Raw genomic sequence first — 23,050 nt, 5'->3', positions numbered from 1 at the left:
TATGTTTAAGCAAATAAAAGATTTGGCAGGAGGCGAGTTTTACCTGATTGCATCGCTGTTGATATTTATGGTTTTCTTCATCATGGTAGGGATCTACCTCATTAAAATGAACAAAACCCACATTGTTGAAATGAGTAACCTGCCTATTAACGAACCTCAACCTAATGAATATGAAGAAGTTTAATTTTTTAATGATGTTACTGATGCCAGTTTCAGGCATTTTTGCTCAGGGAGCGGCAGCTACAGAGGAAACGGCAGTAGTAATTCCCGAGCCGTCATTGGGCATTAGCACTACAGAATTGCTGATCATTACTTTGTTGGTATTTGCCATTATCCTGCTGTTTGTAGCCATTACTTTATACAATAGTTTTAAGGTGATTTATCAGGAGAAATTAAATCCTACACCTTATGTGAAGCGCCAAGAAAAGGCTTTGGATTATGAGGAATGGGAAAAACAAAAAGGGGATAGGCCTACCATTTGGACCAAGTTGCTAAGTTTAAAGCCACTATCGGCCGAAAAAGATCTGGAAATTCCGCATGCCTATGATGGCATTAAGGAATTAAATAACCCCGTACCTACTTGGTTTAACATCTTGTTTTACGGTACACTGATTTTTGCTGCCGGATACTTATACTATTATCATATTGGGGAGTATGGCGAAAGACAGGATGATGAGTATAAAACAGAAATGGCTAAGGCCGATTTGGCTAAACAAAAGTTTCTGGCCAAAAATGCGTCATCTGTTGATGAGAATAGCGTAAAGGTAGATCCTTCGCAAATTGCGGTAGGTAAAGGAGTATTTGATGCCAACTGTGTGGCTTGTCATGGTCAGCATGGCGAAGGCTTGGTTGGCCCTAACCTTACCGATGAGTTTTGGCTACATGGCGGTAGCGTGAAAGATATTTTTAAGGTGGTTAAATATGGTGTGCCCGAAAAAGGAATGGTGAGCTGGGAAAAGAACATGAGTTCGGCCAATATTAGTGCGGTAACCAATTACATTTTATCGCTGCAAGGTAGCAAGCCGGCTAATCCTAAGGCACCTCAGGGTGAGAAATACGATGCTGCTGCGGAGGAAGCGGTAGCGAATTAGGAGAGATGCAGTTCCGCCGTCATTTCGACCGTAGTGGAGAAATCTTTGAACTTTTCTTAGGTTATATCCAAAGATTTCTCCATTTCACTAGCGTTTCAGTCGAAATGACGGATATAGGAAAAGGTAGTACCAGCAAAGAATAGTGAGCAATGGCAAAACAACAAAACAGCAATAAGCAAAGCGGGGGACGAGTATTTATTTATCCGAAAAAGCCGCATGGTAGTTTATACAATAAGCGGAAATGGGTAAGCTATGCATTGCTCCTGCTTTTGTTTTCAAGCCCTTTTATCAAACTGAACGGCGAGCAATTGGTATTGCTCAATTTCCTGGAAAGGAAGTTTGTTTTTTTTGGCCTGATATTCACCCCGCAGGATTTCTATCTCTTTGCCTTGGCCATGTTGATCTTCATCCTGTTTATTGTTTGCTTTACGGTGGTATTGGGCAGATTATGGTGTGGCTGGGCTTGTCCGCAAACCATTTTCATGGAAATGGTGTTCAGGCGTATCGAATATTGGATTGAAGGGGATGCCAATCAGCAAAAGAAATTAGATGCTCAGGAGTGGAATGCCGAGAAGGTGTTTAAGAAGGGATTTAAGCACTTCTTATTCCTAGCCATATCATTTCTCATTGCTAATGTTTTTTTGGCTTACATCATTGGATCTGATGCGCTATATCAAATCATTACTGAACCCATTAGCCAGCATACCGTTGGTTTTGTCGCCATCTGGATGTTCACTTTCATCTTTTATGGGGTATTTTCTTATGTTAGAGAAGTGGTGTGTACCGTAATTTGTCCTTATGGTAGGCTACAGGGCGTTTTGTTGGACAATAAGAGCTTAATTGTGGCTTATGATGAAACCCGTGGAGAACCTCGTGGACATATCCAAAAGAACCAGGACCAGAGCTTAAAAGGAGATTGTATTGATTGTGGTTTATGCGTACAGGTTTGTCCAACGGGAATTGATATTAGGAAAGGAACGCAATTGGAATGTGTAAACTGTACCGCTTGTATTGATGCCTGTGATGAAGTGATGTTAAAGATCAACAAACCTAAAAAGTTGATAGGCTTTTATAATCATGATTTCATCAAGAATAGAAATCCCTTTAAGGTAGGGGCTAAAGCTTATGGTTATGCTTCGATTTTGGTATTGGTCATCATTATCTTCTCCTCCCTAATTTATAAAAGGGAGGATGTACAGACCACTGTTTTAAGGGCGAGCGGTACCTTGTACCAAAAAAGACCAGATGGCAGCATTGCCAATTTGTACAATGCAGAGCTGATTAACAAAACAAATAAGGACATCAAGTTTGTGTTTAAATCAGCGGATAAATTAGACAGGATTGAATTGATACAAGCAGATACCATATTGCCAAAAGAAGGAACGGCACATTTAACCTTCTTTTTGATCAAGAAATCGAAGGATATTGAGGCATTTAAAACTAAGGTTAGGTTTGAAGTGGAAACTGAAGGTAAGGTGATTAGTACTGCAAAAACCACGTTTTTTTCACAACCGTAGGAGGGTTTACGAATGACGATTGAACTGCGACGAGGGGATAGTGATTTAGCACGGTCCCTAGATAGCCCCTCATCTCGACCGTAGTGGAGAGATCTTTGGATCTGTTTCGAAAATTAAAGTACAAAGATTTCTCCGCAAGGTCGAAATGACGACGTAGGAACGGAATAAACTAATGAATAAATGAACTATTTAACCACTAACTACTAAAAAAAATGAATTGGGGAACAAAAATAGTTTTAGGAATGGTGGCATTTATGCTGTTTATCATCAGTATGGTAGTGTACATGTTCAAAACCCACGGTAACGATGCTTTGGTAGAAGATGATTACTACGAAAAAGGTATTAACTATGATCAAGAATATGCAGCCAAAAGCAATACCCTAAATGATGATGCAGCACCTGTTATTAAATTAAGCAAGAGCCAGCTTATTTTGCAGTTAAAAGATGTTGCTGATTACCAATTGACACTGATGAGGCCATCTGAGGCCAAAAAAGATCTGAGCAGCCAGGGGAAAACTATTGGAGAAGCACATTTGATTATTGTAGATACCACACCTTTAGTTAAAGGACTGTGGTTTTTAAAATTGGAATGGCGCTCTAATGGTAAAAACTATCTATTTACTAAAGAAATCATGATATGAGTTTAATGCCGCTTGCTTTTTTAATGGGTTTTTTGGGCAGTGTGCATTGTGCGGTAATGTGCGGCCCCATTGTTTTGGGCTTGCCTTTAAAAAGACAAAGCCACTGGAAAAACCTTTTGCAGGTAGTATTGTACCAATTGGGTAGGATAGGTACCTATACTTTTTTGGGATTGTTGGTAGGGATAATTGGCAGTGCATTTTCAGTATTTACCAAACAGGAAACGCTGAGCTTATTTATTGGAATAATATTGGTATTGTTTACCATATTGCAACTTACAGGTAAATACACGGCCCTTTTGCAGCGCACGCAAAGCAGCTTGGTGAGGCCAATAAGCAAATTGATGGGCAAGATATTCAAATTGCCACTTTGGGGTTTGTTTGCAGGAATGTTGAACGGCTTGATTCCCTGTGGCATGGTGTATTTGGCTTTGGCCACCGCATTAAGTTCGGCCAATTCGGGTTCTGGAGCAGGGTTTATGTTGCTTTTTGGTTTGGGTACCTCGCCCTTGATGCTCATGATCTCGCTGGGTGGCGTTTACCTAAAGAAATATTTTAAGTTTAATAGCCAAAAATTGATCCCGTGGTTTGCTTTATTTATGGGAGCACTTTTTATTTTAAGGGCCTCTAATCTTAATATCCCTTTCTTGTCGCCACGTACGCACAGCACTTATGGTACGGTAGAACGTTGTGGCTAAGTTGTTTACCTTGGCAGGTTTTGTGAAAACATGCTGAACGGTATCAAATACCCAAATTTAGGTATTGGTGCTTTTTAAAATATTACACATATTTGTCGCAAACAACTAACCTAACATCCGTAATGCTTAATAAAATAAACGCCTCAATTTTCCTGCTATCTATGGTAATTTCCTTTCTTTCATCATGCAACAAAGACAACCTGAACAAAAAGTTTGGGCAGTACGCTATTGGCGTTAAATACGACGGAGATGGCGCCCTAAACCTAAGATTTTTTATTGAAGGAAAGGAAAGTGGAACACTACAGGTAATGGCGATAGACCGGCCAAGTCCTATCAATGATTGCAAGGATTTGAAAAACCCCCAAGAGCTCATTAACGTATTTGTGGTGCAAAATGTTGCTGTAGGTAAGCACCAGCTTGAGATAAAAACCGAAGCGGGGAAGTTAGTAGAAACCTTAGAATTCAATATGCTTGATAGGGAATGTATATTCCAAGAAATCAGCATTTCTGCGGATAAAATAAAAAAGCCAGCTTCGTTAAATTAAGCCGGCCCTTCAAAGCTTTTGTATAGCGCTAAATTCCCAATAGGGTTGAATGTTTGTGCAGCAAGGTTTGCAGTTCGTTAGGGTACAAAGGCTTTTTAAGTAATTTTAGCACCAAGGGATTGGCTTCGGCTTTCTTGATATCCCCAAAATCAAGGGTTGAGGATAAAATGGCCAGTTTGCAGTGGTCTAAAAACTCCCTCGAAAAATTCTTGTAGATTTCAAGGAACTCAAAGCCGTCCATTTCTGGCATTTGTATGTCCAATAATATGAAATCTGGCCATAGTTCAGGCTCATTAAGGTGTTTGTTGATATAGTCAATTCCTTCTTCACCTGATTGGCATAGCACAATCTCTTCAAAAAAGCCAGATAGTTTAATAATTTTATAGTTGATTTTTAGGTCAATATCATTGTCGTCAATCAGCAACACTTTTCCAGTCTTATTTGGCATTGGGTATGGTTATTTTAAAGGTGGTACCATCTTCTATATTTGAGCTAACGTTAATTGTACCATTAATCTTATTTAATGCTTCTTTTACAATGAAAAGCCCTAGGCCGCTTCCATGGTGCATTTTGCTTTTAAAGAACTGGGTAAAGATTTTCTCGAGGTGTTCTTTAAGGATGCCCATGCCGTTATCGTTGATATTGATACTGGCCTGATGTTCGGTAACATCAATCTCAATATTTACGGTTTTATTTGGCTCATTACTTTTCTGATACTTTATGGCATTGGAAATGAGATTGCTTAATATCACTTCGATCCTAAAAGCGTCACCTACAAATTTAACATTTTGATTAATATTTACGTTAAATTTGGTATCCTTATCCGAGTAGGCGTGCAACTCTATCAGCTCGCCAATAAGCTTTTCAAATTCTATTTCGCTATGGTCGGGAACATCCTTGGTGTTTTTGTAGTATTGCAGGGTTTTTTGGATGTAGTAATCCAGCTTATTGGAACAGGTTTCGATCAATGACCAGTACTCACCACTGGAGTGGTACAAGTCTTCCATCTTCACCAAATTGATGATACCTATAACCGATACCAATGGGGCCCTCAGCTCATGCGAAATACTGTAGATGAACCTGTTGAGCTCATCGTTGGTTTTCTCTAGCTCGGTCATTTTGTTGCGCAGGTCTATTTTCGCTTTGTAGGCATCGTAAGCATTTTTAATGGAGTTGTGCAGTTCAAGATCATTCCATGGTTTGGTAATGTATCTGTAAATGTCGCCGTGGTTAATGGCATCGGCCAAAGCTTCAATATCGGTATAGCCTGTTAGTAGGATACGTATGGGATCGGGGTGGGTTTCTACAATGCTTTTGAAAAACTCCACACCGGTAGTGTTGGGCATTTTCTGATCTGCAATAACTACGTGCACATCTACATTTTGCATGATCAAAAGACCCTCGGCTGCTGATATTGCAGTGTAAATTTCATATTGCCGCCTAAAACTTGCCCTAAACGCCTGAAGGTTGTTTTCCTCATCATCTATGTATAAGACGCGTACTGTAGGTGTGCTCATTTTGCCGTTTAGTTTTTATAGTGTATTTACCTGCAATGTAATAATAAATTCGGTTCCTTCACCCACTTTTGATACAACATCTATGTGTCCCTTATGTTTTTCGATGATACTGAACACGATAGATAAGCCCAGCCCAGTACCCTCGCCAATATCTTTTGTGGTGAAGAATGGCTCAAATATGCGATGCTTAACTTCCTCGCTCATGCCTGTGCCACTATCTTTAATACTGATGTGTACTTTTTGGTCTTCGTACCAGCTTTTGATGGTCAGGAATTCTTCTTCTTCCTGCACTTCCTTGCTTTTAATGGCCTGCACGGCATTAGAAACTAAGTTCATGAATACCTGGTTGATTTTACCGGGCATACATTCTACCTTGGGAAGATTTCCCAGTTCCTTGATGACGGTTAGGTTATCAGGAAGGGTGTTGCGCACCAGTACCAGTGTTGATAGCAGTCCTTCGTTAAGGTCGATGGCTTTCATGTCAGTCTCGTCAACCCTACTGAAATTGCGCAAGCTTCTGATGATTTCGGCGGTGCGTTTTGCTCCTTCACTAATTCCGGAAAGGAGTGAGGTGATCTCGTTGTTGATGAAATTCAGATCGATTTGCTTTTTATAGGCTTCTATGGCCTCTATTTGCGGTTTAATTTCTTTTTCAAAATCAATGCTCTCATATTTTTTGATGATGTCCTTCAGATCATCGATATCCAGTTGCAACGGTTTTACGTTTGAGGTTACAAAATTGATGGGATTGTTGATTTCATGCGCAATACCTGCGGTAAGTTGGCCTAAAGCGGCCATTTTTTCGGCATCAACCAATTGAGATTGTGTGGCCTTTAAATTATTCAGCGTATCATTTAATGTTAGGTTGGCACTCTCCAGTTCTTCGGTACGCTCTTTCACTTTCTTTTCGAGCATTACGTTTTGCTCTTTAATGAGATGCTGGTTCTCAAGTGAAGCCTGTAAAGCCTGTGCCTGCGAGGTTTCATTTTCTTTTTTGAAATAATTGATTTTATCTGCAAGCGCAAATGAAAGCAACATGACTTCAATTGCCGAGGATATCTGTAGCAGATAGGTGGTAAAGGTGTTGTAAGGCAATATTCCGTAATCCTTTAAGATAAACAATACGGCGCCGATGAGTAAAATAGACCATGCGATGAGATAATATCCCGCCGGCTTGAAATGTTTTTTGAAATAAACATAATAGGAAGATGAAAGTGCGATAACCACTCCCAACACCGTAGTTAGCTGCATGGTGATAAAGCCCACATAGGTGTCGGCAATAAACAGCAGTGCTACATTGGCCAAAGTTAATAGTATAAATACCTTAATCAGTTTATGGATTTTTGGCGCAAATACTTTGGTGTTAAGAAACGAAGTGGTAAAAAAACTGGCGAATACCAGTCCAAGTAAAGAGTAAAGCACTACAGAATAGTGGTTAAGAGCAGGCCACTGTTGCCACATGTACTTTAAACCATAACCTTGTATGGATATTTGCGTAAGCCAGGTGAAAAATATATAGAAAACGTAAAAAATATAGCTCCTGTCTCTTACAACGATGAAGAGGAATAGATTGTAGGCGAACATGATCAGCATCACGCCTGTATAAATACCAAAAATAATATCTTTAAGGGTGTACTTATTATGTAGTTCTTTTTCGCTAACGACAGATATTTTACTGATAAATGCTTCGTGTGCCTTGAGTTTCAGGTATATTATATCGCCTTTTTTTATGGTTTGGGGTAACCGATATGCAATTCCCTGTGCGCTTTTCCGGGCGTTATCCTTAAAAAAGTTGAACGGCCTGGCTATTTTGGGGTGCTGGTTGGCGGTTTGGTAGTACATTTCGCCAATGAGTAGTCTGGCTTGTTCTATTAAAAGGATGTTTTTGTCGAAAGTTAAGTCTTTTTCGGCCTCAAGCTTTAGCCAAAAGGTGGCGTCGTCTACACCGAAGTTGAAAATTTCTGATCGTAAAGCGGTAAAGGGCTTCTTTTCAATTTCGTTAATGGTAAATTGGTTACTGCCATCTTTGAAGTACTGAGTTTTAAAGGGCAGTGCATCTAATTCATTGATTGCATAGCTTTGCCTATTCCCAATAAATAGGAGAGATGTGATGATCAACAGCCTATTAAAAAAGCATTTTGTCATGTTCTGGATAGGTCGAATGTTAACGTTACTACATCGCCCTGTTTTGAGGTGATTTCGGTTTTATAGATAAGATCTCTCCGCATTTCAAAAGCAATGGTTCTTTGGGGTTCCAGGGTTAGCGGTAGATCAATGATGTCATGGTTAAATAGTACCGTAGCGGTCATATCGTCTTTTGGGTAGTAAAATTTCCCGTTGTTGCCCAAATCCGTAACCACCCTGAAACCTCCTCGTACCACGTTTCTGTAGGTGGCTGGCGCTGCCAATCCAAATAGCGTAGTAATCCCTATAAATTTTGAATAGGCCACACATGCCGTGCTAAGGTGTAAGCTACCAATGCCCAAACCAGCAATTTCAAACGAATTCCACACGCCAGCTACTTCGCCAGTTCCTGCGTCGGTATAATCATCTACCATTTTATAGATTTTTTCATCCATATAGCCTACAGCTTCTTCAATGGGGAGTGGATTTTTTCTGTTTGCCTTATGTATTCGGCCACCGCCCAATGCTTTTCCGGTGTCTGCATCAGTTACCAACATAACATACACGTCGGGATTGGAAACCCAATCAGCTTTTGCGGAGGTGATTTGGGTAATGCCAAATATTTCCAGTACACGCCTGTGGCCTTCAACAAACTGCATACAAGCCGCTCTGTCGTTTATAGCTCTAAACGCAGTAAAGTTGATGTTCTTGATATCTGAATTATGCCCTTCCAATGGAGAAAATTTTATTGTTCGACTTTCTGATGGTTCTTTCCGGAGATGCGCTTGCCTTGAAAATCCTAAACATAAATGCTGGGATTTGATTTTCAGGCCCGTCAAAAATAATATTTAACTCTTTTTCTGCTTTAATTAATTGTGTTCTTATTTCTTCCGTTAAAGGTAACTTTTTCTCTATAGAGTTTTTATAAAAAAAGATTAAAGGGACATTTACTGGGTGTATTTGAAATTCTAAATGGGTGGCTCCCAACCACATTCTCTCTGCTGCGATACCGCAATCTATCCAATTTGATACATCGTTATGGGGGATGGTGATTAATCCAATGGCCGACGAGGTGTTGAATTGCTGGGAGAGCAGGCGCCCGAAAGCGCTACCACCCTTTATTTTTTGAAGGAAATCGATCATTCGGCGGTCACGCAACATGCGGATTCCCGATTGGTCGTTATTGCTCAAATCAAGGGTGTGTATGCCTATGCCATCTTCTCTTTCGTGTGCTTCGGCCGGGGTCCATCGCATCTCGCGGGTAATAAAATCTTCATGCGCTTCAGGGATAAACATTCTGAGCAAATCAGCTTGTGTGGCGATTTTAGAAAGTGCATTTATTTTTTCGGCATCTTTCACAAAAGTAAGTTTAGGGCCTTTGGTTTGGGCTACCAAAGCACAAAGGTGTTGCATGTCGGCGTCACTGATTTCCTGTTTTGGCGGCGCTTTTCTATTGGTATGCCGTGTGCTGATTTGCTGTTGCAGTGTTTTTTCCTGTTCGCTTGGTGCCGTTCCGTCACTGAAACTAAATATGGCCAAATGCTTGGGTGCCAGTTGGGGCGTTAACTGCCAATTTACGGCTAAATGTTGTGTTGCAGCCGTAAGTAGGAGGTTTTCGATAGCTGCACCAATAGAGGTGTACGATGAAATATGCTGGGGGTCCAGGTATGCTCCAGTGGCACTTTCTTCCAAAAACAAATGCAATTGCTTGTGCTGATAATGAAATCTCCAAGGTTGGTTATTACCTCCCGAGGGGGCTTGCTTGGCGGCATTTATTAACAACAACAGCTCATCTTCAGACAATTCTTTCCCGGTATGGTCCCAGTTATCGAGCTCATTTTCGCTGATAAAGGCCGTAATGTCATCTACGCTTAGTATTTGCTTTTCAGTTTCGGGCTGTTTGGGGGCATTGTCCAACGGTGGATCGGCAATAAGCTCGTCTAAATCTAAAAAGAACCTGCCAGAAATCTTTAAACTATTCAACAATATTTTTCTGGACAGATCAGCGCTTACGCCCCCTCCAAAGGTAACGGCACTGGCCAGTTGGGGCCAAGTAGAAATGGTAGCCATAAGCTCTACTGCAGAGGCTTTCATTCGCGGAGAAAGTGTTTCTAGGCCAGTGACTGCGGTAATGTAAGGGATTTTTTCATCAAAAGTTTTCAGCGAACTGAACTTTTCCATGTCCAAATGCTCCACCAGTCCGTGCAATATCGGGCGTTGTGGCTCAAGGTCAAATCTTTCAATATCTATCGTACCGCGGTCACTACCTTCCATAAGAACTGGTATTTGAAGCTGGCGGGCAATTTTCCGGCTGTTGATTTTGATGTCAAAACTGTCGCATTCATCAATCAGGAGGTCTAGTTTGCCACCTTGTGTGAGAAATTGATGGACATTATCTTCGGTAATCCCCTCATGGTAGCAAACTACATTTAGATAGGGATCTATTTCGGCAATTTCACGGGCCACAATTACCGTTTTTTTCAATTGTATATTGTGTGTGCCCGTTCTAATTCTATTGATATTACTGAGGTCAAGTTCATCAAAATCGGCAATCCTAAGCTCCCCAAAACCACGCTCCATAGCTAAAGTTAAGGATACAGATTGCCCCACAGATAAGCCCATTACCCCAATTTTTTTGGTGGCTAAAGCCTGCTGTTCTTCTGCGGTTATTTTATACTTATTTCGGTTGGTTCTTACAATGGTGAATTCTTCTTCGTTTAAAAGATGTACCAGTTTATTTGACCAAGGATAGTAAAACCAGTTTCCGTAGGCATGTTGGGGGGTATCAGCGAAACGCCTTTCAACGGCTTCGTCTACACTTGCAGGATTTAGCGCTAAAAAAGGTTGCAAACATTTTACAAGCTCTTTAACCTGTAATTTGATGGTGTCATAAACCTGTATATTGGGTTGATTTGTGAGGATTTTATCGAACTGATCGAGGTCGTCTTGATTGCTCAAATTCAGTTTGATAGGCTTGTAGATATCGTTTAATTTTTGGGTTTTCCCAATAAGCTCTTTTAACGAGTGGGGGGCGGCTTTAGAATGCATTGTTTGATCTAGGAAAAATAAAATATTGCGGAAGAAACATGTTTTTTCAAGGCTAAAAGACTAAATTAGTTTTTTAGAATTACATTAAAAAAGTATTTTTAACTTTTTATTAGGAAAGAAATGACAGCGAATATCCTTTACGTTGATGATGAACCACATAATTTAAGCGCTTTTGCGGCAACGTTTCGTAGAATGTACAAAGTTTTTACGGCGGAGTCTGCAGAAGATGGCAGAAAGATTTTGGATACCGAAGATATACAGGTAATCATAACCGACCAAAGAATGCCCAAAACTACTGGGGTTGAGTTTTTAGCTTCTATTTTGGAAAAATATCCAGAACCTATCAGGATGATCCTGACTGGCTACACCGATATCGATGCGGTGATAGATGCCATCAATAAAGGACAGGTTTACAGGTATATTCAAAAGCCATGGATGGAAGAAGATTTACGCATCAATATCGATAAAGCCATCGAAATTTACACGCTCAGAAAAGAGAACAGGGAGTTGACCGAAAAGCTTTTAATAGCCAACCAACAGCTAGAATTTATCGCTCGTCAAAATCTATTGTCATAAATACTCAGGCTTTATTGTTTTAATTTACCTATGCTTTTTATTTAATTGTATAGTGCTTCGTCGTATATTTATTATTCGTTAATGAAGATTTGGTACCCATCTCCTGTTGCTTAGTTGAGCTGAAATGAAAAATCGGCTACTATTGGCGATACTGTTCCTATCGCTGCTTTGTTTTAATATAAGTTTACAAGCCCAGTCTACTTCAAATAGGGGTACTGATTTTTGGTTGGCTTATACCGGGCATGTGGATGGCTTGGTCTCTCGGATGACTTTGTTCTTGTCGTCTGATGTGAATACTACTTACGAAGTAAAATCGGGCGGAAGAACAATTGCCAGCGGAACTATCGTAGCCAATGTGGTTACCCCGGTTTTTATCAATCCCAACCAGCATAACGTTTATATAGGCTCTTCCAACAAAAAGGAGCTTGATAAGGGAATAAACATTAGCTCGGCAAAGCCGATTTCCTTGTATTGCGTTATTTCCAATAATGCCAGGACAGGCTCCACACTGGTATTGCCAACAGCAACACTTGAACAGGAGTATTACGTTTTTTCGGAACAAAATAAGGCCCTAACGGGACAGCCCGTATATTCCCAGTTTGCAATTGTAGGCACCAAAGACGGTACGGTGGTAGATATTACCCCAACACAGGAAAGTACTGACGGGTTAAGAACCGCAAACGCCAAGTTTCAAATTACCCTGAACAAAGGCGATGTTTATCAATATCAATCCATTTATGATTTAACAGGTACTTTAATTAAAGCGGTTAGCGGATGTACGCCCATCGCAGTTTTTTCTGGAACTACCTGGGCTGCTTTTTGCGAATTGGGAAATTTGAGATCACCTAGTGGGGGCGATAACCTTTTCCAACAGATGTTTCCCGTAACGGCTTGGGGGCGCAACTTCGTATCGGCACCATTTTACAATACATTAAATGGAAATACCGATATCATTAAAATTATTGTAGCCGAGGACAATACAACCGTTAACGTGAATGGTAGCACCACCATGGCCAGTGGCACTCCGCTGTTAAATCCTTATAAAAAGGGGAGTGTAATTACTTTTTACACCGCTTCGCCAAATGTGATTAAGGCTTCATCGGCTATTGCTGTGGCACAATATCAAACTTCGCAAACCTGCAATTTGGCAAACAATGCGCAAAGTCAGTTGGGTGGCCCGTTTTTGGGAGATCCAGAGATGACGATTCTTAACCCCATTGAACAAACCTTAAAAGACATTGCGGTTTACTCCAGGTTGAATAGCGTACAGGGCGTTAATACCAATATCTCCAAGTACTTTCTAAATATTATCATTAAAACGGCAGATATCCAGGGCTTTACTTTGGATGGCGGAACTATTTCCAGCCAGTTTAAGCCTGTTGCCAATAGTGAATATAGCTATGCCGTTGTAGATGTGACCAATGCCGGAGACCAGCATCGATTAATAGCCAACGGCGGTTTTGTGGCCATTGCCTATGGTTACGGTTCAGTAGAGTCATACGCCTATTTGGCTGGTACCGACCTTAAAAACCTTAAGAGCAACATACAGGTTTTTCCTGCCGGGGGTAGCATTGCATCTAATAATTTTTGCCTAGGTACTAATTTGGATTTTGTGTTGAAGTTGCCTTACATCACTGATAAGCTCACTTGGAATTTCAATAATGGGGCTATAACCGAAGTGGTAACTACTCCCAGTTATACCACTCACGTAGAAGATGGGCAAACCTATTATTTGTATAAATATGTGATCCCTCAAGCTTCGTTTAACCACGCAGGACATTATGTTTTAAAAGTATTGATCCAGAAACCTGCATTGGCAATTTGTGCGGTTGATGAAGATATTTTCACCACTTTTGACGTTTTTTTTCCTGAAATTAACGCCCCGGCCCAGGCCTGTATCCGTACCGATATCCAATTTACAGATGTTTCGCCCAAAACAGGGGGCAATATCAGTGCCTGGGAATGGGATTTTGGAGATGGAACGAAATCAACATTGCAAAACCCGGTTCATAAGTACGCTACCTATGGAACTAAAACGGTAAAACTAAAGGTATTAACCGATATGGGCTGTAACTTGTTTGCAACTAAAAATATTGATGTTATTGTTGCGCCAAAGGCAGATTTTAATGCAATTGGCCCATTTTGTATCGATAGCGATATTAAATTTTCGAACCAAACTACTTCGGTAAATTCAAATGTGGCTAGCCAAACCTGGAACTTTGGAAATGGACAGCCTGAGTCTTCTGAGTACGCTCCAAGCACCAGATATAAGGCCGCGGGAAACTATCAGGTAAAACTCATTTCAGTTTCGTCAAGCGGTTGTGCGGACACAGTTATGAAAACCATAACCATTGCGGAAAACCCAGAAATTACCTTTAAGGACCCTGGTTCATGTGTTAATGATATCGTTCAGTTTGAGGCTACTGCCGTAAAGGGCAATTTTGTAACCTGGCAATGGGATTTTGGCGATGGCAATAAAGATTTGCTGCAAGATATCAAACAAAGACCTACCCATAAATTTCAGGCCGCAGGCACTTACCATATTACCTTGTCAGGTACCACAGATCAGGGCTGTTCAGCCGTATTTACGCAACAGGTCACCATTAGCGGCGCTAACCCAGCAGCGGGTTTTGAGGTGAAAAATGGTATAGCGTCCTGTGCCAATAATGAAGTTTCCTTTGAAAATAAAAGCAGTATTCCCTTTGGAAAAATCAGTAAAATTGAATGGATATTTGACTACGAAAATGGCGGACCAAATATTGTTGTTACGGATGATAACCCCAGTTTAGGTAAAATATATACGCATAAGTATCCTAATTTGGCAGTTAAAAAAGACTATAAAGTAGTAATGAGAGCCTACTCGGGCAAGTTATGCTTTACTGAAAGTGAACTTGTAACAGTAAGTATTTATCCCGTTCCCGTTTTAAAAGTTGAGGAAGTTTCTCCGCTTTGCGAAACCTCTGATCCTGTCCAACTCACCGTTACCGATGAGCATGCCGTAGCAGGTAGTTTCCGGTATAGTGGTACCGGGGTTTCGAGTACTGGTGTTTTTAGCCCAAGAATAAGTGGTGCGGGCAACTTTAATGTCAAATATGTATTTACAACCAACGAAGGCTGTATCGAAGAAAAAAACATCAATGTTATTGTTAATAAGCTCCCGAAAATAACTTTGCCACCTGGAATAGATATTTTATTGGGCGGACAAAAGCTTATTGAGGCCGCTGCAACAGGTACAAATATCAAATATAAGTGGAGCCCTTCTGAAGGTTTAAGTGCCGATAATGTCTTGAATCCAATTGCCAATCCAACAAAAACCACCAGATACACCTTAACGGTTACTTCCAATGCCTGCCAGCTGGTTTACGAGTATTTGGTAAACGTACATGAAAACCCAAGCATACCCAATGTTTTTAGCCCCAATGGGGATGGTAAAAATGATACCTGGAATATTAAATATTTAGAAACTTTTGAACAAGGCACGATCAACATATTTAATAGGTACGGGCAAAAGGTTTTCGAAGCTTCGCCCTATAACACGCCCTGGGATGGAAAATTAAATGGAACAGATTTGCCCGTAGGTGTTTACTACTACATCATTGAGCCTAACAACGGCCGTAAAAAATATACAGGATCAGTAACTATTTTAAGATGAAAAGGTTTGTAGTTTTGATCGTTTTTAAATGGATATCGATTACGGTATTTGCACAACAACGGCCACACTATTCGCAATACGTACAAAATATGTCTGTTTTGAATCCCGCAGTTACGGGTTTGTATAGTGGTAAAGATTTGAGGTTGGGTTTGCGCACCCAATGGCAAGGTTTAGAAAATGCTCCCAAAACAAGTTATGTGAGTTTTAGCATGCCTGTTTCCTTCGGTGGTGATATGACCAACTATCGTTCAAATGATTTGGGCGTTACCGAACCTCAAACCAAGGACGAAATGTTTGATTATACTGCCTCTATGGCGCATCATAGTTTTGGTGTGCTGTTTATCAATGATAAGTCCGGGCCATTGAATCGCATTACGGGCAACCTAACCTACGCCTATCATTTAGCCATAGGGGATAGGATCAATTTATCTGTTGGCCTTGGTGTAGGGGTAAATAGGCTAGGTTTAGATGCACAGTCGTTGGTGTTTGACGAGCCCGGAGATCCGGTAACCTCAACTTCGGGGCAAATCAATAAATTTTCTCCGGATTTAAACGCCGGCATTTACCTGTATGGTGCAGAATTTTTTGTAGGTGCGTCCATGCAGCAAATCATTAAAAATAAACTCGCTTTTGATGGCTCTTTTAATACCGGAAAGGAAGTTGCCCATTATTTTTTGACTGCTGGCTACAAGTTCTGGATGGGTAACGATTTTTCCCTAACACCATCAGTAATGCTGAAAATGGTAAACCCATTGCCCAAAGCATTTGACCTGAACCTTAAATTTGCCTACCGGGATAATTTCTGGGTTGGAGGCGGCTACCGCAAAAACGACGCTTTATTTGGGAACGTAGGCTTTAATATCGCCAAAATGGTGGGAGTGGGTTACGCTTACGATTATACCACCTCGCAATTAAGGACCGCTTCATCTGGCTCACATGAAATTACACTGAGGCTACTTTTTTAGGCCAGCCATTGATTTATTGGGTTTTATTGATAACTTAACAGCTTTGTTAGATTAAGTTAACAATGAAACCTTACTATTCCTTCTGCCTATTGTTGATGCTGTTTTTCGGCCTATCTGAAAAATCTCAAGCTCAGAATATATCTAACGAGGGAACTGATTTTTGGGCCGTTTTTCCAACACATGACCCCAGTAATAATCAGCTGGCCAACATGAATATCTTTATTACCTCTAAAAGAACTTCGGAAGTGACCGTAAGTTGCGGTACCTATTCAGAAACCCAAACCATTCCCGCAAATACCGTAGTGGTGTTTGCCGTGCCCCGGGCGGTTTCGTATATAGAAAGTGGTGAGGCCAACAAAAATTTAACCGATAGGGGCATACATATCAAAGTAAGCGCTGGTAAACCTGCCGTTGCTGTTTATGGCCATGTTTACGCCGGTGCCAGATCTGCCGCTTCGCTGATTATACCTTTTGAGGCATTAGGGCAAAAGTACTATTCGATGAACTATAAGCAGGATGCCAACGGCCGTAACTTTTTGGTGCTGGTGGCCGCCGAAGATAATACCACCTTACGTTTGACTGAAAAAAACGGGAATATTAGGACCATCACTTTGGCCAAAGCGGGCGATGTTTACGAATATCTTGGTTCTGCTTCTACCGACTTAACCGGGGTATATGTAGAAGTGGATGAAACAAGCTCAAAATGTAAAAGATTTGCCGCCTTTTCAGGAAGTACGTCCTTAAATATCCAATGTACCAATTCCAGAGACCCGCTGCTACAGCAACTATATACCACCAATAGCTGGGGGAAAACTTATGCGGTAGCACCCTTTTTCAATAGAAGGAGCATTGTGAGGGTGTTGGCCCAAGAGGATAATACCAAGGTGAATATTGATGGTACCATAGTAATGCTTAACAAGGGGAGCTTTTACGAAACCGGTACTTTAACAGAGGGAACTATGGTTACGGCAGACAAATTGATCAGTGTGGCCCAATATTCCTTAACACAAAATTGCTCCTCGATAACAGGTGGTAATTTGGTGGGAGACCCAGATATGATTTTACTCAATCCGGTGGAGTTTAGCATTACCAAAATCACCCTGTTCTCTTCTGATCAACAGGCTATTTTAGAGAAATACATTAATGTAGTGATCAAAACGGCTAGTAAAGCTACCTTTAGGGTGAATGGCGCTGTACCTGCTAATGGCACTTGGAAAACTTTTCCAAATAATCCTACCTACTCTTATATACAAATTCGGGTTTTTGACCAAAGTTTAACCCTTAGTGCCGACGAGGGATTTAATGCCATTGCCTACGGATTTGGCAATGCCGAATCTTACGGGTATTCTGCCGGAACAAGCTTGGCGGCCAACCAATACCTTACGGTAATCAGTAAAACTACTCAAGAGGAGCATAGCAATGCCTGCATAGGTGACAAAGCTGATTTTAAAATCACGCTACCATATTTGCTCACGCGTTTGGTATGGCAGTTTGATGATGGTTCCCCAAACTACGATGACACAGTCCCAACGCCAACGGTAAGGACAGTGAACGGAGAAACACTTTACGATTACACTGCTCCCGTGAACAAATCATACACCGTAGAAGGGCAAAAAGTGATCAAGGCTACAGGTTACTTTGCTGCAAATTCAAATAGCTGTTTCGGTACTACTGCCGATTTTGAGTTTTTCTTTAATGTGGACCCCAAGCCAACTGCTGATTTTAATGTGACGGCGCAGTCTTGTTACGGCACTGAGTTAGCTTTTAGTGATGCGAGTATTTCAAATTTGACCGATAGGGCAGTTAAAAAATGGACTTGGGATTTTGGTGATGGCACCCCAATTTCCGCAGAACAAAACCCCAAGCACGTATTTGCCAGTGTTGGCCTGTTTACCGTTAAATTAACCGTAGCTACTGAGAGTGGATGTGGCTCTGAAGTTTTTACCAGGGATGTGCGTGTTTTAGCCTTACCTGTACCCAAATTTGTTGCTAAGCCATCATTATGTGAAAAACAAACCATCGCTTTCGAGAATCAATCTTCTTCTTTAGACGGGCAGATTGTGGCGTGGGCTTGGGATTTTGGCGACAACACCAGTTCTGCGGAAGCCAGCCCTACCCATGTATATGACCTGGCCGGCGAGTACGAGGTGAAATTAACCGTTACTTCCGAATATGGCTGTAAGGAAACTGTTATCCAGAAAATTAAGGTGAACGTGCTGCCAAGTGTCGATTTTGAATTGCCAGATTTTTGCCTCGCCGACGGAAGTGCAATATTTACCAACAAAACCTCTATCAGCTCTAATGAGCAACTAACCTATCTGTGGGATTTTGGCGACCCAAATGCCTCAGCCCAAAGGCCAAACACCTCTACACTTCGCAACGGCTCGCACATTTACACCAGCGTTGGTTTGTATGAGGTAACCCTAACGGTAAAATCGGCAAGTGGTTGCGTAGTAACGGTTAAGAAACAATTTAGAGTTAACGGCAGCGTACCCAAAGCAGTTTTTGAGATAGAAAGCCAGCAAACCTTGTGTAGTAACCGTCCGGTAGTTTTTAAAGACAAAGCCACCGTTGATTTCGGGGAGATTACCAAAATAGAATGGTTTTTTGATTATGCCAATAAAACTACCGCAGATTTGGTAGACGAAAATCCCCATTCAAGAATCGATGCGCCTAAGGCGTACAGTTTTAAATATCCAACCTTTACCAATGCACTTTCTAAAACCTATGTGGTAAAAATGCGGGTATATTCAGGCGGTTCATGTTTGAGCGAAGAAACCAAAAATATTACCATTTATCCCGAAGCTACAGTAGATTTTAAACTGCAAACCGCTTGCTTGGTTGACGGACAGGCAAATTTCGAAAACTTGTCCAGTTATATAGCGCCAAATGCTGCAATTACTTACCTATGGGACTTTGGAGATCAAAATGCAAATGCACAAAATCCCAATACTTCCACTTTGCAAAACCCATCTCATCAATATAGTGCGGCGGGCAAATATCAGGTATCGTTAACGGTAATTTCTCCTTACGCGTGTGCCAAAACTATGGTAAAGGAAATCAATGTAGAAGGGGCAGTGCCTCATGCTGATTTTGCCGTTCAAAACAGCAATATTTTATGTAGCCAGTTGCCGGTGGTTTTTGAAGACAAATCAAGCATTGCTTTCGGAAATATTACACGGGTTGATTGGTATTACGATTTTGGGAATAACCCAAGCCAATTGGAAAGCGATTTTTCGCCCGGTACAAATCTAAATCCGAAATCCTACACCCATCAGTACCCAGTTTTTAATTATCCGCTTAACAAGAATTATGTGGTAAGGATGGTTGCTTATGCCGGAAACACCTGTGTGGGTATTTCCGAAAAAACAATTACCATTACTGCCTTTCCCGAAATAGCATTTAACCAAACCATGGAAATTTGCTTGGAGGCGCCAACTGTGCAATTATTGGCTTCGGAAAAAAACGGGATTCCCGGACAGGGAACTTTTAGTGGCAATGGGGTAAATGCAAGTGGACTATTCAATCCTGCAAAAGCAGGGGTAGGCGTGCATACCATTACCTATAGCTACGAGGTTGCAAATGGTTGCAAGGTAGAAAAAACGCAAAATATCACGGTAAATGAAACCCCGGTAGTTGATGCAGGAGAGGATAAGCACGTACTAGAAGGAGGAATGGCAACGTTATCCGCTTCGGCAATGGGATTTGGAAAGAACCTGAGATATAAATGGACCCCAGCTATTGGATTGGATAGAGACGATGTATTAAATCCGGTGGTACACCCAACAGAAGACATGACCTATAGATTGACCGTTACCAGCGAGAAAGGTTGCGTACAAAGCGATGAAGTATTTGTAAAACTACTTAGAAACCTGGAAATTCCGAGTGCCATCACCCCAAATGGCGATTTGATCAACGATGAATGGAATATTAAATATATCGACAGTTATCCGGCAGCAACCGTTGAAATTTTTGATAGGGCGGGCCAGAATGTATTTAGGAGCAAAGGATATACCAAACCATTTGATGGGACCTACCAACAAAATCCATTACCCGTTGGAGTATATTATTATATTATTAACTTAGCGGTAGGAAAGAAGCCTATAACAGGCACACTTACAATAATTAGATGATGCGCTTTACAAAATTTGCCTATGTTATATTCCTGGTTGTAGTAGTTAATCAATTGTTTGCGCAACAACGTCCTCAATATACACAGTATATATTTAATAATTATTTATTGAATCCGGCTTTAAGCGGCACGGAGAATTATACCGATATCAAAGTAGGGCACCGCTCGCAATGGTCGGGGATAGAGCATGCGCCTAAAACTTCGTTTCTGTCTGCACATTGGAGCTTAGGCGACGATTACCTTTGGGGAAACCCCTTGTCGCTTCCTGGAAACGGTGACGATCCGATGAGCAGGAGTTACCTGCAAAATTATACGTCATCTCCAGCGCATCACGGCATGGGAGTGATGATGGTTTCCGATAAGGCGGGACCCATTTCCAGATTTGATGGAGGACTCAGTTATGCTTATCATCTTCAAATGAGCGGTACCAATAACCTATCGGTTGGCGTTTATGCGGGAGTTAGCCGCATTGCTTTGGATATGAAGCAGATCACGCTGGAAAATGCCAATGATCCTGCACTGGGCAATGTTGTAGCTAGCCAGTTTAAACCAGATTTGGCCGTAGGGGTTTGGTACTATGGCGCCAGGTTTTTTGCCGGTGCCTCGGCGCAACAGATATTGCCGCAAAAACTAAGCTTTACCAATAGCGCCAATTACAACACGGGCAAATCGGTCCCGCACTTTTTCTTAACTTCTGGTTATAAGCTCTTTATTGATGAAGATATTTCTGCAATCCCTTCATTTATGGTAAAAAGGGTAGAAGGTTTGCCTATTTCCTTTGATATAAACTTGAAACTTGACTATAAAAATAAGATATGGATTGGAGGCAGTTATCGGAAATCAGATTCGTATTCGGCAATGATGGGAATTAACTTCAAGAGGTTCCTCAACTTAACCTACGCCTATGATTTTACGGTTTCAGAACTAAATACTGTTTCCAATGGCAGCCATGAGATTGTACTTGGTTTCCAGCTTAATAATGTTTATCAGGTGTTTAGCGGCGGCAGAACCTGGCGGTAATCAAAGCTCTTTCCTTAATCTGGCTACCGGTATATTCATCTGCTCACGGTATTTGGCTACGGTCCTTCGGGCAATATTGTAACCGTGTTCTTTGAGGATTTCAGTTAAGCGCTCATCCGCTAAAGGTTTGCGCTTATCTTCTTTTCCAATACAATCTTCCAATATTTTCTTTACTTCTTTATTTGAAACTTCCTCGCCACTTTCGGTCTGTATAGCTTCAGAGAAGAAAGATTTTAATAGAAAAGTTCCAAACTCTGTTTGCACATATTTAGAATTGGCCACCCTCGAAACGGTGGAGATATCCATGTCAATCTTATCGGCAATATCTTTCAGGATCATTGGTCTTAACTTGCGCTCGTCGCCAGTTAAGAAATATTCATATTGGTAGTGCATAATGGCATTCATGGTTTTAAGCAAGGTTTGTTGCCTTTGCTTAATTGCATCAATAAACCATTTGGCCGAATCAAGTTTCTGCTTTACAAACTGAACAGCCTCCTTCATCTTTTTATCTTTTTGGGAAGCTTTGTCATAATGCTCAAACATGTCCATATACGAACGGCTTACCCTTAGCTCGGGAGCGTTTCGGGCATTCAAGGTAAGCACCAATACCCCGTCATTATTATTGATATGGAAATCAGGAATGATCTGCATTTGCTTGGTGGTCACCTGATTGGAATCTCCCGGTTTCGGGTTAAGGCGTAAAATCTCGGCAACTACTTCCTTGAGCTCATCGCTGTTCAAGCCAACCGCACGTTCTAGCTTATCGTAATGTTTTCTTGTAAACTCATCAAGGTGATTTTCAACAATTTCGATAGCCTTTTTGATCAACGGATTATTGGTGTCTTTTTTCTTCAGCTGTAAGGCAAGGCATTCCTGTAAATCTCTGGCTGCAATTCCCGGTGGATCAAAGCTTTGGATAAGCTTAAGCATTTCCAGGACATCTTCTTCCTCAACCATCACATTTTGCGAAAAAGCCAAATCGTCAATCATCGAAGTGATCGGTCTGCGCAGGTAGCCATCATCATCTAAACTACCAATGATCTGTTTTCCGATAATGAAATCTTGATCAGATAAAGGCACCAAATCCAATTGTTGTTGCAAGCTTTCAAAAAAGGTTGTTTCAATGGCAATAGGCGTTTCCTTTTTGTCTTCCTCGTCATCACCATTACTATATGAAGTACTATAGTCGTTGGTGTTGTCGTCTTGCAGGTAATCATCTACATTAAATTCATCAACATTGGCTTCTTCGCCACTTTCACTGTTAAAATCATCTCTGTCGTCTTGCAAGTCGTCATATTCGCCTTTGGGTTCTTCTAAAGACATTAGACTGGAATCTTCAAGAGCGGGATTTTCTTCCAGTTCCTCCTTGATACGCGTATCCAAAGCTACTGTGGGTACCTGCAACAATTTGATGAATTGGATTTGTTGAGGCGATAATTTCTGCAATAACTTTTGCTGAAGATGTTGTTTTAACATATTTGGGATGAATTCGAGTTTCAAAAATAAACAAATGCTTTAGATTTTTGT

At 41.1% G+C, this 23,050-nt stretch carries 17 protein-coding genes; 11 read left to right on the top strand and 6 right to left on the bottom strand.

Going from position 1 to position 23,050, the window contains the following annotated elements:
* Nucleotide 1 precedes the first annotated feature (1 nt).
* From DUT71_RS05245 to DUT71_RS05220, 6 genes are all read left to right on the top strand, one after another.
* On the top strand, nucleotides 2-184 hold the full coding sequence (locus DUT71_RS05245) for a hypothetical protein (RefSeq protein WP_113661461.1): 183 nt from the start codon (nucleotides 2-4) through the stop codon (nucleotides 182-184).
* Entirely contained in the window at nucleotides 171-1,091 is a 921-nt protein-coding gene (locus tag DUT71_RS05240; RefSeq protein WP_240186864.1) for a cbb3-type cytochrome c oxidase N-terminal domain-containing protein, read from the top strand. Before DUT71_RS05245 ends, DUT71_RS05240 begins: the two co-directional genes overlap by 14 nt.
* A gap of 149 nt (nucleotides 1,092-1,240) precedes the next feature.
* Nucleotides 1,241-2,608, top strand: coding sequence for a cytochrome c oxidase accessory protein CcoG (gene ccoG, locus DUT71_RS05235; RefSeq protein ID WP_113661460.1), 1,368 nt, complete (start codon nucleotides 1,241-1,243; stop codon nucleotides 2,606-2,608).
* Between the two features lie 212 nt (nucleotides 2,609-2,820).
* Nucleotides 2,821-3,249: a FixH family protein gene (locus DUT71_RS05230; RefSeq protein WP_113661459.1), complete on the top strand. Its 429-nt coding sequence runs from the start codon at nucleotides 2,821-2,823 to the stop codon at nucleotides 3,247-3,249.
* Nucleotides 3,246-3,944 (top strand): sulfite exporter TauE/SafE family protein, encoded by a 699-nt coding sequence (locus DUT71_RS05225; RefSeq protein ID WP_113661458.1) that lies wholly within the window; start codon nucleotides 3,246-3,248, stop codon nucleotides 3,942-3,944. The genes DUT71_RS05230 and DUT71_RS05225 overlap by 4 nt, the downstream gene beginning before the upstream one ends.
* 122 nt (nucleotides 3,945-4,066) lie before the next feature.
* Complete coding sequence (locus DUT71_RS05220) at nucleotides 4,067-4,489, top strand: hypothetical protein (RefSeq protein ID WP_113661457.1); 423 nt, start codon at nucleotides 4,067-4,069, stop codon at nucleotides 4,487-4,489.
* A gap of 28 nt (nucleotides 4,490-4,517) precedes the next feature.
* On the opposite strand, the gene DUT71_RS05215 is transcribed toward DUT71_RS05220, so the two are convergent.
* From DUT71_RS05215 to DUT71_RS05195, 5 genes are read right to left on the bottom strand one after another with little or no spacing between them, the layout of a single operon-like run.
* Nucleotides 4,518-4,937, bottom strand: coding sequence for a response regulator (locus DUT71_RS05215; protein ID WP_113661456.1), 420 nt, complete (start codon nucleotides 4,935-4,937; stop codon nucleotides 4,518-4,520).
* Nucleotides 4,927-6,006, bottom strand: coding sequence for a hybrid sensor histidine kinase/response regulator (locus DUT71_RS05210; RefSeq protein WP_113661455.1), 1,080 nt, complete (start codon nucleotides 6,004-6,006; stop codon nucleotides 4,927-4,929). The genes DUT71_RS05215 and DUT71_RS05210 overlap by 11 nt, the downstream gene beginning before the upstream one ends.
* A gap of 15 nt (nucleotides 6,007-6,021) precedes the next feature.
* Nucleotides 6,022-8,151: a 7TM diverse intracellular signaling domain-containing protein gene (locus DUT71_RS05205; protein WP_113661454.1), complete on the bottom strand. Its 2,130-nt coding sequence runs from the start codon at nucleotides 8,149-8,151 to the stop codon at nucleotides 6,022-6,024.
* Complete coding sequence (locus DUT71_RS05200; RefSeq protein WP_162795947.1) at nucleotides 8,148-8,864, bottom strand: hypothetical protein; 717 nt, start codon at nucleotides 8,862-8,864, stop codon at nucleotides 8,148-8,150. Before DUT71_RS05200 ends, DUT71_RS05205 begins: the two co-directional genes overlap by 4 nt.
* The gene (locus DUT71_RS05195; RefSeq protein ID WP_113661452.1) at nucleotides 8,851-11,178 is read right to left on the bottom strand and encodes an Rv1355c family protein; all 2,328 of its coding nucleotides are present in this window, start codon (nucleotides 11,176-11,178) and stop codon (nucleotides 8,851-8,853) included. Before DUT71_RS05195 ends, DUT71_RS05200 begins: the two co-directional genes overlap by 14 nt.
* Nucleotides 11,179-11,298: 120 nt before the next feature.
* Here DUT71_RS05195 and DUT71_RS05190 point away from each other — a divergent pair, with 120 nt between their 5' ends.
* From DUT71_RS05190 to DUT71_RS05170, 5 genes are all read left to right on the top strand, one after another.
* Nucleotides 11,299-11,754, top strand: coding sequence for a response regulator (locus DUT71_RS05190; protein WP_113646033.1), 456 nt, complete (start codon nucleotides 11,299-11,301; stop codon nucleotides 11,752-11,754).
* Between the two features lie 124 nt (nucleotides 11,755-11,878).
* Nucleotides 11,879-15,406: a PKD domain-containing protein gene (locus DUT71_RS05185; RefSeq protein WP_113661451.1), complete on the top strand. Its 3,528-nt coding sequence runs from the start codon at nucleotides 11,879-11,881 to the stop codon at nucleotides 15,404-15,406.
* Entirely contained in the window at nucleotides 15,403-16,371 is a 969-nt protein-coding gene (locus tag DUT71_RS05180) for a PorP/SprF family type IX secretion system membrane protein (protein ID WP_113661450.1), read from the top strand. The genes DUT71_RS05185 and DUT71_RS05180 overlap by 4 nt, the downstream gene beginning before the upstream one ends.
* Nucleotides 16,372-16,433: 62 nt before the next feature.
* On the top strand, nucleotides 16,434-20,504 hold the full coding sequence (locus DUT71_RS05175) for a PKD domain-containing protein (protein ID WP_113661449.1): 4,071 nt from the start codon (nucleotides 16,434-16,436) through the stop codon (nucleotides 20,502-20,504).
* Nucleotides 20,501-21,523: a PorP/SprF family type IX secretion system membrane protein gene (locus DUT71_RS05170; RefSeq protein WP_240186863.1), complete on the top strand. Its 1,023-nt coding sequence runs from the start codon at nucleotides 20,501-20,503 to the stop codon at nucleotides 21,521-21,523. Before DUT71_RS05175 ends, DUT71_RS05170 begins: the two co-directional genes overlap by 4 nt.
* Here the strand turns inward: DUT71_RS05170 and rpoN are convergent, their stop codons facing one another.
* The gene (gene rpoN / locus DUT71_RS05165; protein ID WP_113661447.1) at nucleotides 21,524-22,999 is read right to left on the bottom strand and encodes an RNA polymerase factor sigma-54; all 1,476 of its coding nucleotides are present in this window, start codon (nucleotides 22,997-22,999) and stop codon (nucleotides 21,524-21,526) included.
* Nucleotides 23,000-23,050 lie beyond the last annotated feature (51 nt).

The organism is Pedobacter nanyangensis, assembly GCF_003313505.1.
In the GTDB taxonomy this organism is placed as follows: domain Bacteria; phylum Bacteroidota; class Bacteroidia; order Sphingobacteriales; family Sphingobacteriaceae; genus Pedobacter; species Pedobacter nanyangensis.
The sequence above is the reverse complement of the archived record's forward strand: the minus strand, read 5'-3'. Positions and strand labels throughout refer to the sequence as shown.

Bases quoted from the DNA above. Each gene is read 5' to 3' on its own strand.
- DUT71_RS05170 (WP_240186863.1), top strand. From the start codon at position 20,501: ATGATGCGCTTTACAAAATTTGCCTATGTTATATTCCTGGTTGTAGTA.
- DUT71_RS05245 (WP_113661461.1), top strand. From the start codon at position 2: ATGTTTAAGCAAATAAAAGATTTGGCAGGAGGCGAGTTTTACCTGATT.
- DUT71_RS05210 (WP_113661455.1), bottom strand. From the start codon at position 6,006: ATGAGCACACCTACAGTACGCGTCTTATACATAGATGATGAGGAAAAC.
- DUT71_RS05185 (WP_113661451.1), top strand. From the start codon at position 11,879: ATGAAAAATCGGCTACTATTGGCGATACTGTTCCTATCGCTGCTTTGT.
- rpoN (WP_113661447.1), bottom strand. From the start codon at position 22,999: ATGTTAAAACAACATCTTCAGCAAAAGTTATTGCAGAAATTATCGCCT.
- DUT71_RS05205 (WP_113661454.1), bottom strand. From the start codon at position 8,151: ATGACAAAATGCTTTTTTAATAGGCTGTTGATCATCACATCTCTCCTA.
- DUT71_RS05195 (WP_113661452.1), bottom strand. From the start codon at position 11,178: ATGCATTCTAAAGCCGCCCCCCACTCGTTAAAAGAGCTTATTGGGAAA.
- DUT71_RS05190 (WP_113646033.1), top strand. From the start codon at position 11,299: ATGACAGCGAATATCCTTTACGTTGATGATGAACCACATAATTTAAGC.
- DUT71_RS05230 (WP_113661459.1), top strand. From the start codon at position 2,821: ATGAATTGGGGAACAAAAATAGTTTTAGGAATGGTGGCATTTATGCTG.
- DUT71_RS05180 (WP_113661450.1), top strand. From the start codon at position 15,403: ATGAAAAGGTTTGTAGTTTTGATCGTTTTTAAATGGATATCGATTACG.
- DUT71_RS05240 (WP_240186864.1), top strand. From the start codon at position 171: ATGAAGAAGTTTAATTTTTTAATGATGTTACTGATGCCAGTTTCAGGC.
- DUT71_RS05225 (WP_113661458.1), top strand. From the start codon at position 3,246: ATGAGTTTAATGCCGCTTGCTTTTTTAATGGGTTTTTTGGGCAGTGTG.
- DUT71_RS05215 (WP_113661456.1), bottom strand. From the start codon at position 4,937: ATGCCAAATAAGACTGGAAAAGTGTTGCTGATTGACGACAATGATATT.
- DUT71_RS05175 (WP_113661449.1), top strand. From the start codon at position 16,434: ATGAAACCTTACTATTCCTTCTGCCTATTGTTGATGCTGTTTTTCGGC.
- ccoG (WP_113661460.1), top strand. From the start codon at position 1,241: ATGGCAAAACAACAAAACAGCAATAAGCAAAGCGGGGGACGAGTATTT.
- DUT71_RS05220 (WP_113661457.1), top strand. From the start codon at position 4,067: ATGCTTAATAAAATAAACGCCTCAATTTTCCTGCTATCTATGGTAATT.